The sequence below is a fragment of the Sulfurimonas sp. NWX367 genome (genome assembly GCF_039667065.1).
GTDB classification, from domain to species: Bacteria; Campylobacterota; Campylobacteria; order Campylobacterales; family Sulfurimonadaceae; genus Sulfurimonas; species Sulfurimonas hydrogeniphila.
Window position 1 is genome coordinate 844,959 of record NZ_JALCZM010000001.1, and the last position, 14,323, is coordinate 859,281.

14 protein-coding genes are annotated in these 14,323 nt (G+C 37.7%); 4 read left to right on the forward strand and 10 right to left on the reverse strand.

Going from position 1 to position 14,323, the window contains the following annotated elements:
• The 5 genes from MNY28_RS04405 to MNY28_RS04425 are packed head-to-tail and all read right to left on the reverse strand — an operon-like array spanning position 1 to position 3,489.
• Positions 1-351, reverse strand: a complete 351-nt coding sequence (locus MNY28_RS04405; RefSeq protein WP_151899900.1) for a hypothetical protein — start codon at positions 349-351, stop codon at positions 1-3.
• Complete coding sequence (gene trpC / locus MNY28_RS04410; RefSeq protein WP_151901490.1) at positions 338-1,141, reverse strand: indole-3-glycerol phosphate synthase TrpC; 804 nt, start codon at positions 1,139-1,141, stop codon at positions 338-340. Before trpC ends, MNY28_RS04405 begins: the two co-directional genes overlap by 14 nt.
• The gene (locus tag MNY28_RS04415; RefSeq protein ID WP_346389017.1) at positions 1,138-2,433 is read right to left on the reverse strand and encodes a hypothetical protein; all 1,296 of its coding nucleotides are present in this window, start codon (positions 2,431-2,433) and stop codon (positions 1,138-1,140) included. Before MNY28_RS04415 ends, trpC begins: the two co-directional genes overlap by 4 nt.
• Complete coding sequence (locus tag MNY28_RS04420; RefSeq protein ID WP_151899898.1) at positions 2,426-2,806, reverse strand: YkgJ family cysteine cluster protein; 381 nt, start codon at positions 2,804-2,806, stop codon at positions 2,426-2,428. Before MNY28_RS04420 ends, MNY28_RS04415 begins: the two co-directional genes overlap by 8 nt.
• Positions 2,794-3,489: a methyltransferase gene (locus tag MNY28_RS04425; protein ID WP_151899897.1), complete on the reverse strand. Its 696-nt coding sequence runs from the start codon at positions 3,487-3,489 to the stop codon at positions 2,794-2,796. Before MNY28_RS04425 ends, MNY28_RS04420 begins: the two co-directional genes overlap by 13 nt.
• Before the next feature lie 55 nt (positions 3,490-3,544).
• On the opposite strand from MNY28_RS04425, the gene kdsB reads away from it, so the two are divergent.
• Positions 3,545-4,261 (forward strand): 3-deoxy-manno-octulosonate cytidylyltransferase, encoded by a 717-nt coding sequence (gene kdsB, locus MNY28_RS04430; protein WP_346389018.1) that lies wholly within the window; start codon positions 3,545-3,547, stop codon positions 4,259-4,261.
• 63 nt (positions 4,262-4,324) lie between these two features.
• On the opposite strand, the gene rpsO is transcribed toward kdsB, so the two are convergent.
• A complete protein-coding gene (gene rpsO, locus MNY28_RS04435; protein ID WP_151899895.1) occupies positions 4,325-4,600 on the reverse strand; it encodes a 30S ribosomal protein S15 in 276 nt (91 codons plus the stop codon).
• A 162-nt stretch (positions 4,601-4,762) separates the two neighbouring features.
• On the opposite strand from rpsO, the gene MNY28_RS04440 reads away from it, so the two are divergent.
• The 3 genes from MNY28_RS04440 to MNY28_RS04450 are packed head-to-tail and all read left to right on the forward strand — an operon-like array spanning position 4,763 to position 8,464.
• Entirely contained in the window at positions 4,763-5,167 is a 405-nt protein-coding gene (locus MNY28_RS04440; RefSeq protein ID WP_151899894.1) for an Rrf2 family transcriptional regulator, read from the forward strand.
• Positions 5,168-5,187: 20 nt separating this feature from the next.
• The gene (gene flhA / locus MNY28_RS04445; protein ID WP_346389019.1) at positions 5,188-7,374 is read left to right on the forward strand and encodes a flagellar biosynthesis protein FlhA; all 2,187 of its coding nucleotides are present in this window, start codon (positions 5,188-5,190) and stop codon (positions 7,372-7,374) included.
• Positions 7,375-7,384: 10 nt separating this feature from the next.
• Entirely contained in the window at positions 7,385-8,464 is a 1,080-nt protein-coding gene (locus MNY28_RS04450) for a phosphoesterase (protein WP_151899892.1), read from the forward strand.
• A 14-nt stretch (positions 8,465-8,478) separates the two neighbouring features.
• Here MNY28_RS04450 and MNY28_RS04455 read toward each other — a convergent pair whose 3' ends face one another.
• The 4 genes from MNY28_RS04455 to MNY28_RS04470 are packed head-to-tail and all read right to left on the reverse strand — an operon-like array spanning position 8,479 to position 14,321.
• A complete protein-coding gene (locus MNY28_RS04455; protein WP_346389020.1) occupies positions 8,479-9,864 on the reverse strand; it encodes an N-acetylmuramoyl-L-alanine amidase in 1,386 nt (461 codons plus the stop codon).
• A 6-nt stretch (positions 9,865-9,870) separates the two neighbouring features.
• Positions 9,871-10,962, reverse strand: a complete 1,092-nt coding sequence (locus MNY28_RS04460; protein ID WP_151899891.1) for a nitronate monooxygenase family protein — start codon at positions 10,960-10,962, stop codon at positions 9,871-9,873.
• Position 10,963: 1 nt separating this feature from the next.
• Complete coding sequence (gene tyrS, locus MNY28_RS04465) at positions 10,964-12,163, reverse strand: tyrosine--tRNA ligase (RefSeq protein WP_346389021.1); 1,200 nt, start codon at positions 12,161-12,163, stop codon at positions 10,964-10,966.
• A gap of 19 nt (positions 12,164-12,182) precedes the next feature.
• Positions 12,183-14,321: a RelA/SpoT family protein gene (locus MNY28_RS04470; protein WP_346389040.1), complete on the reverse strand. Its 2,139-nt coding sequence runs from the start codon at positions 14,319-14,321 to the stop codon at positions 12,183-12,185.
• Positions 14,322-14,323 lie beyond the last annotated feature (2 nt).

Consider the following 14,323-nt stretch of genomic DNA (forward strand, 5'->3'; position numbering starts at 1 on the left):
TTAATTCTTTGGGTTTTCATAAAACACATAGGGTGTTGAATAATTACTGATTTCAAAGTAGACTTTTTTCTCCCCTTTATCAACTACAAAATTTCTGTTAGTATCTATATAACCATACCCGTAGCGGTAGTTTCTCGGTGTATTTCCGTCTGTACTCGTCGCTGTGGTAAGTTTGTCAATTTTGATAAATCTCTGCACCAGTTTGCCGCCCATATAAATATCAAGCACACCGTTTGTTCCTGTCCAGTTTTGGATAGAGCGTCCTATTTTATTTTGTGCTTCTTGCGTACATCCGCTCAAAAAGAACACTGTGAGTGTAAAAAGCAGAATAATAATTTTATTTTTTTTCATAATTTTCTCCGAATTTCAGTTTCTTTACTGCCAACTCTTCATCTTCTTGCCGCATTAATGATTCACCGACCAAAAATGCGTCAACCCCTGCTTTGCTTAAATCTTCAAGCTGTCCATGCTCGTATATGCCACTCTCCGCCACAATAATTTTTCCGTTTGGTATTAAAGGAATCAATTCATAGCAAAGGTTCATATTCATCTCAAACGTCTGCAGATTTCTGTGATTTATTCCGATAATATCTGCTCCGGCATAAATAGCTTTTACCAAATCTTTTTTGTCATGCACCTCAACCAAAACTTCCAATCCCAAGTGTCTTGCATAGCCCAGCAAATCTTTGAGCTCTTTCTTGCTTAAAGCTGCTGCAATAAGCAAAATAAAATCAGCCCCAAAAACCAGAGCTTCAAGTACCTGATATTTTGAAATAATAAAATCTTTTCTTAAAAGAGGAACAGAAACATATCTGCGAATACCTGCAAGATAATCAAGAGAACCTTGAAAAAAGTGCGGTTCTGTTAAAACAGAAATAGCACTTGCCCCTCCCCGTTCATAGGCCTGAGCAATGGCGAGCGGATCAAAATCTTCACGAATGACACCCTTTGAAGGTGAGGCCTTTTTCACCTCAGCAATAATTCTGTACGGGTCTTCCTCTGTAGCTTTTAAAAACGGAATTACATCACGCGGCTGTCTGGCATTGAATGCAAGAGAACGGCCTAGCCAGTCCAGAGAAAATTCTTTCTCTCTTTGTATCAGATCTTCTTTTGTTTTTTTAATAATATCATCTAAAATCATTTTTTCTTCTTCCCCTTTTTGTGTTCTAAACTCTTTTTGTAACATGCCTCTATTTTCTTTACATGTAAGAGTACTTCAGGATTGTCTCCGCCTTCCATATTGACTACTCTCTTCATCACTTTTTTCGCTTCAACGCACTTTCCAAGTTTATAATAGCCCCATGCCAGGGAATCCAGATAAAATGCAGAATCCGGATTTGTTTTTAATACTTTTTTGATGTAGTACATACCTTTTTTGATATCCAGGTCATGATCAATCAGAATATAGCCCAAATAGTTTAGATAGAGTGGTTCATCTGTCTCTTTGGTAACTTTTGTCAACTTTTTTACGATAGACGCCAAAAGCTTTTTTGTCATTTTCTTGCTGTGTGCTTCATACTCATAAACAGCACTTTGTCCCAAATATTTTATATCCCCGCTTTTTTCATAAAGTTTCTGCGCCAAAGCACTTGCTTTTGCATAATTTTTCCCTGTCGTATAGAGTTCTAAAAGTACCGTATCATCTGCATGTGTCTCTTCCAAAAAGTCAATAAGTTTGACATAGTCTCTTTTATAGGCATATATACGGATTATTTTTTGTGCGACTGATTTGTCTTTTTTTAAATTGTAGAGTCTTTTATATACAGAGAGCAAACCTTCAATATTGTTTTCATTACTGTAAATTCCGATCAAACGGTTACAAATAAGCTGTGAGCATCCGTGCATGCGTGTATGTGTCTCAAGATAGGCAATCGCATCTTTTTTCCTGTGCAGATTAACATACAGAATAATTGCCATTTTATCAAGTATTTTTTCGTTATACTCTTTCATATACGCACTGTTAAGATACTTTAAAGCTACATCAAATTCCTGGTTTTTGATATACACATCACTGGCTAAAAGGTAATCCTCTGCTTTTTGTGTTTTTTTTGCAAGTGCTATTGAGAGTTTTTTTGCATAATCGAGTTTTCCCATTTCCGTCAAAGCAATGATTTTTAGACGGATAAGCGCTGGATCAGAGAAAGTACCCTCTGTTATTTCATCAACTTTTTCAATCACTTTTTCATTCTTTTTTGCCAAAAGATAGTTATGCAAAGAGCGATACAGATACTCTTTTTTGGATGCTTTGTCATAAAGTTCTTCAAAACGCTTTGCCGCCACATCATAATGTTTTGTAAGTTCAGCATTTAACGCAAGCATGATATAGAGATCTTCGCCCTCAAAAGCTTTTTCATTTGGACTTATCGGTCTGGGATGCGTTGAGCATGAAACAAAAAACAGCGACACTGTTACTAAAAGGAGAATTCTAATCATCTATTATTCCTGGACACTCAAGTTTTAGCTCATCAACTCTGGTTTTGTAATAATCCCAAAAAGGAAATGTTTTACACTGATTTGGACGGGCACTGTATATTTTACACCCATTTGTTTTTCTGTCATAAAAAACACATTCATAGGAGTCATTAATTTTATTTTCTTTGATAGAGTATTTATACCCTTTCTTAAAGAGATATTTTAACGCAAATTCATTAACATCCATTGCTAAAACTTCTGCAATTGCAAATATTTCATTTTTAGTGACATATATATAACCACTCTCCCCTGTACAGCATCTGCCTTCGCATGCAGCACATGCACTGGCATCAAAAGCATAGGGATAATTTTCTTTTTTTATTATATTTGACATTTTATACTCTGTGTATTGGCTTTTTTATAAATGTTTTGTACTTTTTGTGAAGGATTGTCTCCCTCAAAACTTATCAATGGAGGCCAGACCTTCATCATTGCCTTTGAACCGTTTCTTGCATGTATCATTACAAGTGATGCACTCCTGTCAATTTTGGGGTGGACAAACTGCACATCCACTATCTTCATTTTGACTCTCTCAAGTTCAACGCAGACATTTCCAAACTGAGTCGCATCATAACAAAATATAAAATGTGAATGTGGCCGCAACAAACGCGATACCTTTTTAAAAAACTTCTCTAAGGGGAGGTGTACATTATAGCGTGCATTAAATAATATCTCATTTTGGCTTTTTTGTACACCAGCCGGATAGAACGGCGGGTTCGAAATAATATAGTCATATTTCTGTATTTCTTGCATATCCAAAAAATCACACTCATGCAGTCTATACGCTATTTTGTTCACTCGGGCATTCGTTTTTGAAAAATGCCTGAAAACTTCCTGCTTTTCCACTGCTTCAAGTTCTATTTTTTCATTGTCTCTTGCAACAAGCAGTCCTACCACTCCGCAACCTGCACCTACATCCAAAACTTTCCCTTTGGGATGAAAAGAGTTGATAAAATCGTACAAAAAAAGAGAGTCGCTGTTATAGCAGTAACCAGAATCCGGTTGGTAAAGAAGCATGAATTAAAGTCCCTTGGGTTATAATATTGCAATTATATCATAAGGGCAGATTAATATGATTATTATTCCGGCAAGATTGGCATCCACACGGTTTCCGCAAAAGGTTTTAGCAGACATAGGAGGCTTGCCTATGGTGGTAAGAACGGCACAAAGAGTATCACATTTGGATGATGTAGTTGTCGCGTGCGATGATGAACGTATCATTACTACATGTAAAAAGCATGGAATCAAAGCTATGCTGACATCCACAACACATAAAAGCGGTACGGACAGAATTCATGAATGTGCCACTATTTTAAATTTATCGGATGAAGAACTTATTATCAATGTACAGGCAGATGAACCTTTTATAGAGCCTGATGTTGTTGAGTCCCTTATACAAAAACTCAAAGAACTGCAAAAAGAAAAAAAAGATTTTATTATGGGAAGCTGCTACAACGCTGTTAATGCACAAGCGGCAGAGGATTCCAATCTCGTCAAAGTTGTGCTCGATGCAAACAGCAATGCCGTCTATTTTTCCCGTGCTAAAATACCATTCAATCAAAGCGGAGAAGCTGTCTATTTCGGACATATCGGTATTTACGGTTTTTCTAAAAAAAGCTTAAAAGAGTTTTGTTCACTCCCTGATGCCCCTGTTGAAGACATAGAAAAACTAGAGCAGCTTCGTGCAATATACCATGGAAAAAATATAGCTATGGTCAAAGTGGCGAGTACGGGTTTTGGTATAGATACAAAAGATGATTTACAAAAGGCGGTTGAGATTTTTTTATAAAAATTAGTTTACATGTAAGGAAGAAGTCCCTTAAAAGGGACTTTTAAAGAAAAAGTTTAAAACTTAGATATTGTCACGGATGCCTAAATCTTCGATGAGTTTCATATAGGCGTCTTTGTCTTTTCTTTTGAAGTATTTCATCAAACGACGACGCTGACCAACTAATTTCAGTAATCCCAAACGAGATGCGTGATCTTTTTTGAAAACTTTTAAGTGTTCTGTTAACTCTTTAATTCTTTCAGTTAAAAGTGCAATTTGGACTTCACTTGAACCAGTGTCATTTTCACTGCGACCGTATTTCGCAACTATTTCTTGTTTTTTAGCCGAATCTAAAGCCATAATAGCCTCCTGATAGGTATAATAATCTAACTCAAATGCACAATGCAGAAGAATTGAAGCGTGATTATAGCAAAACTTTTCTTTAAATTTTATTTTTGTTTATTTCAGCAGTAATTTTGGATATAATATCATTTTAAAAGTTTAAATAATGAAAGTAAATACATGCTTATAACCCGTGCCAGCGAATATGCCATCTTATCACTTATACTGCTTTGCAAAGCAGAAGCGCCAATGGACAGTGATACTCTTTCCAAAGAGCTTTCTATCTCCAAAAGTTTTTTGGCAAAAATTCTTCAGTCTATGGCAAAAGCGCAGATTTTAAACTCATACAAAGGTGTCAATGGTGGTTTTGCACTCAACAAAGATCCCAAAGATATCAATATGCTTAGTGTCGCGTCCTGCGTAGAAGGCAAAGCACCTACTGTTTTTGAGTGTGCTCCCTCTTTGGAAGACTGTCCTTCCGAAAAAGCCAGTACATGTACAATATGGCCTTTTTTACACAAACTCCAGGGGAAAATAGATTTGTTTTTGGCAAACTTGACTTTGGCAGACTTACTCGACGACTAAATTTGGTGAGACACTGACACTTGGCAAGAAAATTGACAACAAAACAAAAAATCGGAACCTCCCTTAACTTTTTACTAGGCAAACGTGATCTTGGTGTTGTCTTTTTTGTAATGGCAATACTCGCCATTATCATTGTTCCTCTGCCTTCTTCGATATTGGATGTTTTGCTGACAATTTCAATTGCCTTGTCTGTTTTAATCTTGCTTATTTCATTATATGTACCAAAACCGACAGACTTGACTACCTTCCCGACACTTATACTGATTCTCACCCTTTTTAGGCTTTCACTCAACATTGCGACAACCAGAATGATTTTAAGTCACGGTTATGAGGGGCCGGAACAGGTAAGTGATGTTATTACAAGTTTTGGTGATTTTGTTGTCGGGGGAAACTATGTTATCGGAATTATCGTTTTTTCCATTTTGGTTCTTATAAACTTTATGGTTATCACAAAAGGTTCCACAAGGGTTGCAGAAGTTGCAGCACGTTTTGTACTTGACTCTATGCCCGGAAAGCAGATGGCGGTTGATGCGGATTTAAATGCAGGACTCATTGATGATGCCGAAGCAAAACAACGCCGTGCAGAAATTCTTCAGGATGCCAATTTTTACGGGGCGATGGACGGTTCTTCAAAATTTGTCAAAGGCGATGCTGTTGCAGGTATTATTATTACTCTTATAAATATCATCGGCGGTTTTCTCATCGGTGTTTTTCAGTACGATATGAGCGTTGCAGACAGTGCTTCTACCTTCACACTCCTTACAATCGGGGATGGTCTTGTCAGCCAGATTCCGGCACTCATTACCTCAACTGCAACCGGTATTATCATTACCCGTTCCTCAAGTGACGGTGACAATTTTGCCGAAGGCACTATTTCACAGATGATCGGAAATGCAAAGATTATGATGATAGTCGGCTTTATCATGCTCCTGTTTGCTCTTGTTCCTGGCCTGCCTACTGCTTCTATGGGATTTGTCGGAATGATATTCGCCCTGCTTGGGTGGTCTATCTACAAATATGAAAAAGGGGAACTTTCCATTTTGGATGTTGAGAATCTCCTTGGTGTCAAGACAAAAGAAGAGACAGAAAAAGAGAAAGAGAGAATCAAACCGAAAAAAACGAACGAAGAAATTGCAAAAGAAGAGGAAAATGCGCTTGATGACATACTCAAAGTAGAAATGCTTGAACTGACTTTGGGATATCAACTTATAAAACTGGCCGACAGTTCCCAGGGTGGTGATTTGCTTGAACGTATCCGTTCCATGCGAAGAAAAATAGCAAATGACTATGGATTTTTAATGCCGCAGGTCAGAATACGTGACAACTTACATCTCAAACCTAACCAATATCAGGTACTGCTTAAAGGCATTGCCATTGGTGAGGGTGAGATCATGCCTGATAAATTTCTTGCGATGGACAGCGGTATGGCTACAGGAGAGATTCAGGGAGAACCGACAAAAGAACCTGCTTTTGGACTCGACGCCCTGTGGATAGCACCGGAACAAAAAGAAGATGCCATTATCAACGGATACACCGTTGTTGATCCTGCTACAGTCATCTCCACACATATGAGCGAACTCATCAAACGCAATGCCGAAGAGCTTTTAACCCGTCAAGAAGTACAGTCACTTATTGATAAAATAAAAGATGATTATCCTGTAATCATTGATGACGTTTTAAAAGTGGCTTCTATCGGTCTTATTCAAAGAGTTCTCAAAGCACTGTTGCATGAAAAAATTCCGCTCAAAGATATGCTTACTATTTTAGAGACAATTGCAGATATTGCCGAATACACAAAAAATGTTGACCTTATAACAGAACAGGTAAGAGCCAGACTTTCTCGCGTCATTACCCAAATGTATGCAGGGGATGACGGGGTGATACGCCTTTTGACATTTGATACACAGACTGAGCAGTTGTTACTGCAAAAATCACAAGAACAAGACGGTGTGAGAAACCTCATGCTCAATGTAGGAGAAATAAATGCCCTGATTCAGGCAACAAGCACAAAGGCTGCAGACTTACTGCAAAAAGGGATTTCCCCTGTTATTATTATCGTCGATCCACAAATCCGTCGCAGTGTTGCAGAAATATTTGAGAGATTTTCTCTTGATGTTGTAACACTCTCTCATGCAGAAATTGATTCAAGTGCTACATTTGAAGTGATGGGCTCTATTTCAATTCAAACACAAGAAACAAATAACTAAAAGGGTACAAATGAAAAACAGAACTATTCATCATCTTTCACACATTGATTTGGATGGCTACAGCTGCCAGCTGGTCATGCAGTACACACCGTACAAAAGATTTAACTACAACTCCAATTACGGAGCAGAAGTGAAACAAAAGCTCGACCTTATGCTGGAAAACATCAGAAAAGCAAAAGAAAAAGCTTACATACTTATCACGGATCTGAATCTTACAGCGGATGAATCCCGTTGGCTCAGCCATGAAGTAAAAAAAATGAATGACGGTGCATTTGATGTCAAATTACAACTTCTTGATCACCATGGAAGCGGGGAAGAGAGTGCAAAAAAACATGAATGGTACTATCTTGATACCAGCCGCTGCGCTACAAAAATCACCTATGACTATGCAAAAGAACACTTTGAGCTCAACGAACCTGCATGGATGGAGAAGTATGTTGATGTTGTTAATGCAGTAGATTTATGGAAACAGGAAGAACATGACAATTTTGAATACGGGAAAGTCTGTATGCGTCTTGTGACAGAAACAAAAGAGCTCAACCGAATTATGTTTCCTGATGAAGATTCAAACTACAAACTCACACTGTTGCATGAAGCGGCAAAATTCATTCATGAACCTGATGCTCCTATTTTACTTGATGAAAAAATCCACTCTTTAAAAAAGAATTTTTTCAGACGCGACAAAGATGATACACTCGACAATCTTGCCACACGGTATGTCGTTGAACTTATGGGCAAAGCCAGAAGTGAAAAAACAATCTATTACAAGGGATACAGAGGCTACCTGAGTTATGGAATAGGAAACACCTCCATAGTCGGCAACGGATTTTTAACAGCCTACCCTGAATATGATTTCATTGTGGATGTCAGCTATCGGGGAACAATGAGTCTGCGTGCAAGCGACAAGGTAAGTGTTGCACAGATATCCAAAGAGTGGGCAAACGGCGGAGGGCACCCAAATGCTGCCGGAGGAAGAATTATGGGATTCAAAGAGCAGTTCCGTTATGACAAAGTCAAACAGCAGATTGAAAAAGTCATCAACGACAAAGAAGCTGTTGCCGGGGATTTGGAATATAAAAAAGAGGACTAAGCCTCAAGGCTGCTTTATCTTTTTTGAGAGTTTATAAAATAGCGTTCCACTCCATTGGCAAGCCCCTGTGCCATTGTTTTTTGGTAACTTCTGCTTACAAGCCGTCTGGCTTCTGTCGGATGTGTTATAAATCCGACTTCTACCAGAACAGAAGGCATTTGTGCCCCTACAAGCACCCAAAACGGTCCTTCTCTGACCCCTGCATCTTTCACATTCTTATATCTGCTTTTGAGTGTTGCTAACGCCCCTCTTTGCAGATCAATTGCCAGCTTGTTCGATGCAACAATATTGTGTGAATTTATGGTGTTTAAAAAGCTTTGCTTTCCGTAATAATCCATCTCATCCAAATCTGCCGAATTTTCCATTTCTGCCACTTTTTTTGCCCTGCTTGAACGGGATGTTGAAAGAAAATAGCATTCCAGTCCACAAACTTTTTTGGCATCTTTGCGTCCAACTGCATTGGCATGGATACTGATAAAAATATCTGCATTTTTTCTGTTTGCATATTTTGTTCTGTTTCTTAATTTTATAAAGCGATCACTGTCGCGTGTCATGTACACTGTAAAACCTCTTGCACGAAGTATACGCTTTAACTCTCTTGCTATACTTAAGACCACAATTTTTTCTCTGTATTTTCTGTATCCTATGGCTCCCGGGTCTTTTCCGCCATGCCCTGCATCTATGACTATGATTTTATTTCTGTCGAGTCTTTTGGGTGACTTTTTCTTGTATTTGTTAAATACTGCAACACTCTTTGTTTTTACTGACTTGTTGATAATTTTTATAGAAAGCTCTTTGCCTTTTTTGAAAAAACGGATTTTTAAAGGAGTTTTGTTTTGAATAACCAACCGCAATGTATTTGGATTGTACTGTGCCAGTTTAATTTTATCAACCCCCACTTGTTTGAGAGTATTTGACTTCTTCAACATGGAAGCATGTATATCAAAAACATATTTATAGATGCTCTTTTTTTTATCATTGAGCGTAAAATAGTTCACCTGTTTCTTTTGAAGATTTTTATCAAACTGTAATACCAGTCTTTTATTATAAAAGCGAACTGATTTTAATTTATGTGAAGATGTGACTTTAATGTTTTTTTTTGCTTTGTAATTTTTTCTGGACGCAGGGGAGAGGTGTTTATACTCCTGTTCATATCTTTTTACATCAATATGTAATTTATGTCCACTGGAGATTATCCCTTTTAGAGCGGAGTGTTTAAGTTTTTTATCTCCGTTCAACAATGCTCTTAAATACAGATTTTTATAATCATTATATGCACGAAACTGATTGCTTTTACTCGAAGATTTTAAAAAAGAATCTGCCCTTTTTAAAATCTCCTGATCATTGACAGCATGTAAAACAGTAATAAAAAAAAGTATGAGAGCAAAAACTTTTACCATACAGTATTATTCACCATGCATAAGCTTGTCAATAAGTTCTTTTACTGTAATAATTTCATTTAGTTTATAGCCATTGGTTCCAGAGAAAAAGAGTCCTGTTTCCAGGTTGCCCTCATAAGCATCACTTAATCTGTCTGCAATACAAAAACCGACAATTTTAGCCTCTTCTCCCCGGTTACACGGTGCAACACAGTTTGAAATACACTTAATTGCAGGACCTTCTCTTTTTTCTACCATATGAGTGAGATTTGTCACAACTCCCTGTGCAGGGTATCCCACAGGAGAACTCATCAGTTTAATATCACCCTCTTTTGCATCAAGAAGGACTTTTTTAAAGTTTGCATGCGCATCACACTCATAAGTACCGATAAAACGTGTTCCCATTTGAACACCGCTCGCACCGAGTTCCATCATGGCTTCTATATCGTTTTTGTCCCAAACACCACCTGCAGCAATTACCGGCATGCCGCCCCATTGTTCTGCTTCTTCTACAACAGGTTTTACAAGGTTTTCCAACTGATATTCAGGCATTGAACACTGTTCGTATGTAAAGCCCTGATGCCCACCGCTTTTGGGACCTTCAAGAATAACTGCGTCAGGAAGACGGTTATAGCGCTTCTGCCATCTTTTACAAATAATTTTCAAAGCTTTTGCAGAGGATACAATAGGTACAAGCGCTACATCAGGATAGCCTTCTGTGAACTCCGGCATATTTGTCGGCAGCCCTGCACCTGTTATTACAATATTGATACCGGCTTCGCAGGCATCGCGAACAACACGTCCGTAGTCATTGATAGCATACAAAACATTTGCGGCCAAAGGCTTGTCGCCACAGATTTTTCTGGCATTTTTTATTATTTCGGTAAAGCCCTCTTTTGAGTAAAAGTTTGCTTCGCTCAAAGGCCTGTCTGCTACCAGTTTTTTTGCAAACTCTTTATCTTTGTAGTAACCTGTTCCAACAGAACTGATAACTCCAAGTCCGCCTTCTTTTGAAACAGTACCAGCTAACTGATCCCAACTGATCCCAACGCCCATACCACCTTGTACTATTGGTTTTTCAATCTCATATTTACCAATTTTTAAAGACTTGAAACTCATTTTATTTAACCTTTAACTTTGCAAATTTTCTTTTTCCAACCTGTAACAGGTACTCTCCTGATGACAATTCCAACTTTTCATCAGATACTTTTTTCTGGTCTATTTTAACACCACCCTGCTTGATATCTCTTCTGGCCTGGGATGTTGAGGGTTCCATCTTGCAGTCAACCAAAGCTTTTGCAATCCAAATCGGTCCCTCACAGCTAAACTCTGCAATATCACTTGGAATTTGGCTTTTTGAATGGACCTTGTCAAACTCTTCTTTTGCATTTTGTGCTGCTTCTTTATCATGAAAACGTGCTGTGATTTCCAATGCCAAGTCTTCTTTTACTTTTTTCGGATGTAATTTTCCTTCTTTTACTGCTCTCTCAAGTGCTGCAATCTCATCAAGACTTTTATCGCTCAAAAGCTCAAAATATCTCCACATCAGCTCATCGGATATACTTAAAACTTTACCAAACATATCATTTGGTTCATCTGAAACACCAATATAATTTCCCAGAGACTTACTCATTTTCTGGACACCGTCAAGACCTTCGAGAATAGGCATCATTAAAACAGCCTGCTGCTTCTTAATATTATATACTTTTTGCAGCTGTCTTCCCATTAAAAGATTAAATTTTTGATCTGTTCCGCCTATTTCTATATCAGATTTCAAGTGTACACTGTCATAACCCTGCAACAACGGATACATAAACTCACTTGTGGCAATTGCGACATTTGTTTTAAATCTTTTTGAAAAATCATCACGCTCCAGCATACGTGCCACTGTTAAATTTGAGGCAAGCGCTATTAAATCAGCTGCACTCATTTTTCCCAGCCAGTCATCATTGTAGACTATGTCTGTTTTACTCTCATCTAAAATTTTAAAAGCCTGTGTCGTATAACTCTCAATATTTTTGATTATATCTTCTTTTGACAATACTTTTCGTGTGGCATTTTTCCCTGTCGGATCACCAATTGTTGCCGTAAAACTTCCTATAAGAAACTGTACTCTTGCACCATATTTCTGAAAGGTTGCAAGTTTTTGTAAAAGAACAGTATGTCCAAGATGCAAATCCGGTGCAGTCGGGTCAAAACCGGCTTTTACCGTATATGTCTTTCCCTCTTGAAAATAAGCTTTTAAAAGTTTTTCTATTCTTTCGTTGTCAATAATCTCTGCACAACCTCTGTTTATCTCTCTTAAAGCTTCATCTATCATTTTTTCTCTCTATATTTATTTAATTTTTATAAGCATCATCAGTTCTCACCAAATTGACAACTTTTATTTTAGACTCTATTTTAGCACGAAGTGAATTAATATCAGCTTCTTTTGCCTCAAAAACAAGCTCACAGTACTTAATATAATCAGCACTCTCTTTGCCCAGCTCAATTGCATTGATATCCACATCCAATTTAACCAGGAAACTTAAAAACTCAGCCAAAGCACCTTTTTCATTATGCAAAGAGGCAATCAGTTTGTATCGGTAAATTTTTTCCTGCTTCCAGCGGACAAAGACCATCGGATCATGTGCATCGAGCATTTTTGTAGCATTATTGCACAGTTTGTGATGGACATGCACCTTTGTTTTATCCAAAAATCCCATAATTTCATCCCCGTGTTTAGGATGACAGCAGTAATCAAACACTATATCGGTAATGTTTGTTGTAGAGAATATCTCAATACCTGCAATTTCATACCCTTTGAGTTTGAATCTGTGTCGGGAAATAAACTTTTTAAATCTGTTGTTTTTACTGATTTCTACTATATATTTATGAATAACATTCTTAAAATGTTCTATGTCGTTAGGAATAGAGGTCACACTGTCACACTGATGTTTCAAAAACCATTCCTGCACTCTCGCGAAATTCAGCTTCATTGCAGTTGCAACAATACTCACAGCCACTTTTGCATTAAGATCACGTATTCTTGCATTGCAGTTTAGTTTCATATTTGTTTTGGCTTTTGATGTTTTGACCGCATCAATCCAGGAACATCTTGTAACAATTTCATCTCCGGTAATAATTTTTACTATATCACCATTATTGAGTTCGCTCATTAAAGAGGCTTTTGTTTTGTTGATTAAAGCGCTCACAGCTTTGTTTCCGACTTCTGAGTGTACAGCGTAAGCAAAATCAAGTGCCACTGCTCCGCGGGGAAGGGTAAAAGCATCACCGGACGGAGAAAAAACCGAAATGTCTTCAGAATACAAATCATTTTTAATGAGTGCATAAAAATCCTCTACAGACTCATTTTGGTACTGCAGACTGTCTAACCAGTCCAGCTTGATATTGTTGCCGCCGCTTTTATATTTCCAGTGTGCGGCAACTCCGAGTTCAGCAGTTTTATGCATATCATAGGTTCGAATCTGTACTTCAAAAATTGCAGCATCATGAAAAACAGTTGTGTGAATGGTCTGGTATCCATTGTCTTTTGCAACAGCAATATAATCTTTAAAACGTGAGGCAAGCGGACGAAAATTAAGATGAATAAGCCCCAAAATCGTATAACACTTTACAGGGTCTTTTGTAAGAATCCGAACAGCCAAAAGATCCAGCACCTCATCAATACTCACACCTTTTCTCTGCATCTTCAGATAAATAGAATATTTATGTTTTATTCTGGACAAAATCTCAAAATCATCTTCACAAAAGCCATTTTTCACAAGAATCTTCATTATTGATTCTTTGATTGCATCAAGTTTCATCTCAATTGCATGATAGTTTGTCTGAAGATAATTTTCTATTTCCTGCTTTTCCTTGGGAAACAAATAGCCGAAACTTAAGTCTTCAAGTATATTTTTTAAAAATGAAATCCCCAATCTGTGTGCAATAGGGGCATACACAACCAATGTCTCTTCGGCAATTCGTTTTTGCTTGTGAGCGGGCAAGGCATCAAGGGTGAGCATATTGTGCAGTCTGTCACACAGTTTGACAACAAGCACCCGTACATCATGAATACTGGCAATAAGCATTTTTCTAAAAGAGAGTGCCGATACAACAAGCTTTTCATCAGAATTGGAGGGAATGAGTTCATGATCTCTAATCGTATCTATTTTTGTAAGTCCCTCCACCAAATGGGCAACATCCTTACCAAACAAATCTTCTATCTGTTCAATAGTAACAGGAGTGTCTTCAACTACATCATGCAATAAGGCAGCAATAGCCATCGACTCATCATTTGTTATAGAAACAACAATGGAGGCTACTAAAATGGGATGGATTATGTAAGCTTCACCACTTTTTCTATACTGCCCTTCGTGTGCTTTTATAGAAAAGTCTAATGCTTTTTCAAGTGGTTCACTTTGGGGTATTTGAGAAAAAAGATAAGCTATTGCAGATTCAACATCATTGATGTGTTTTACCTGTTCTATATCCATTT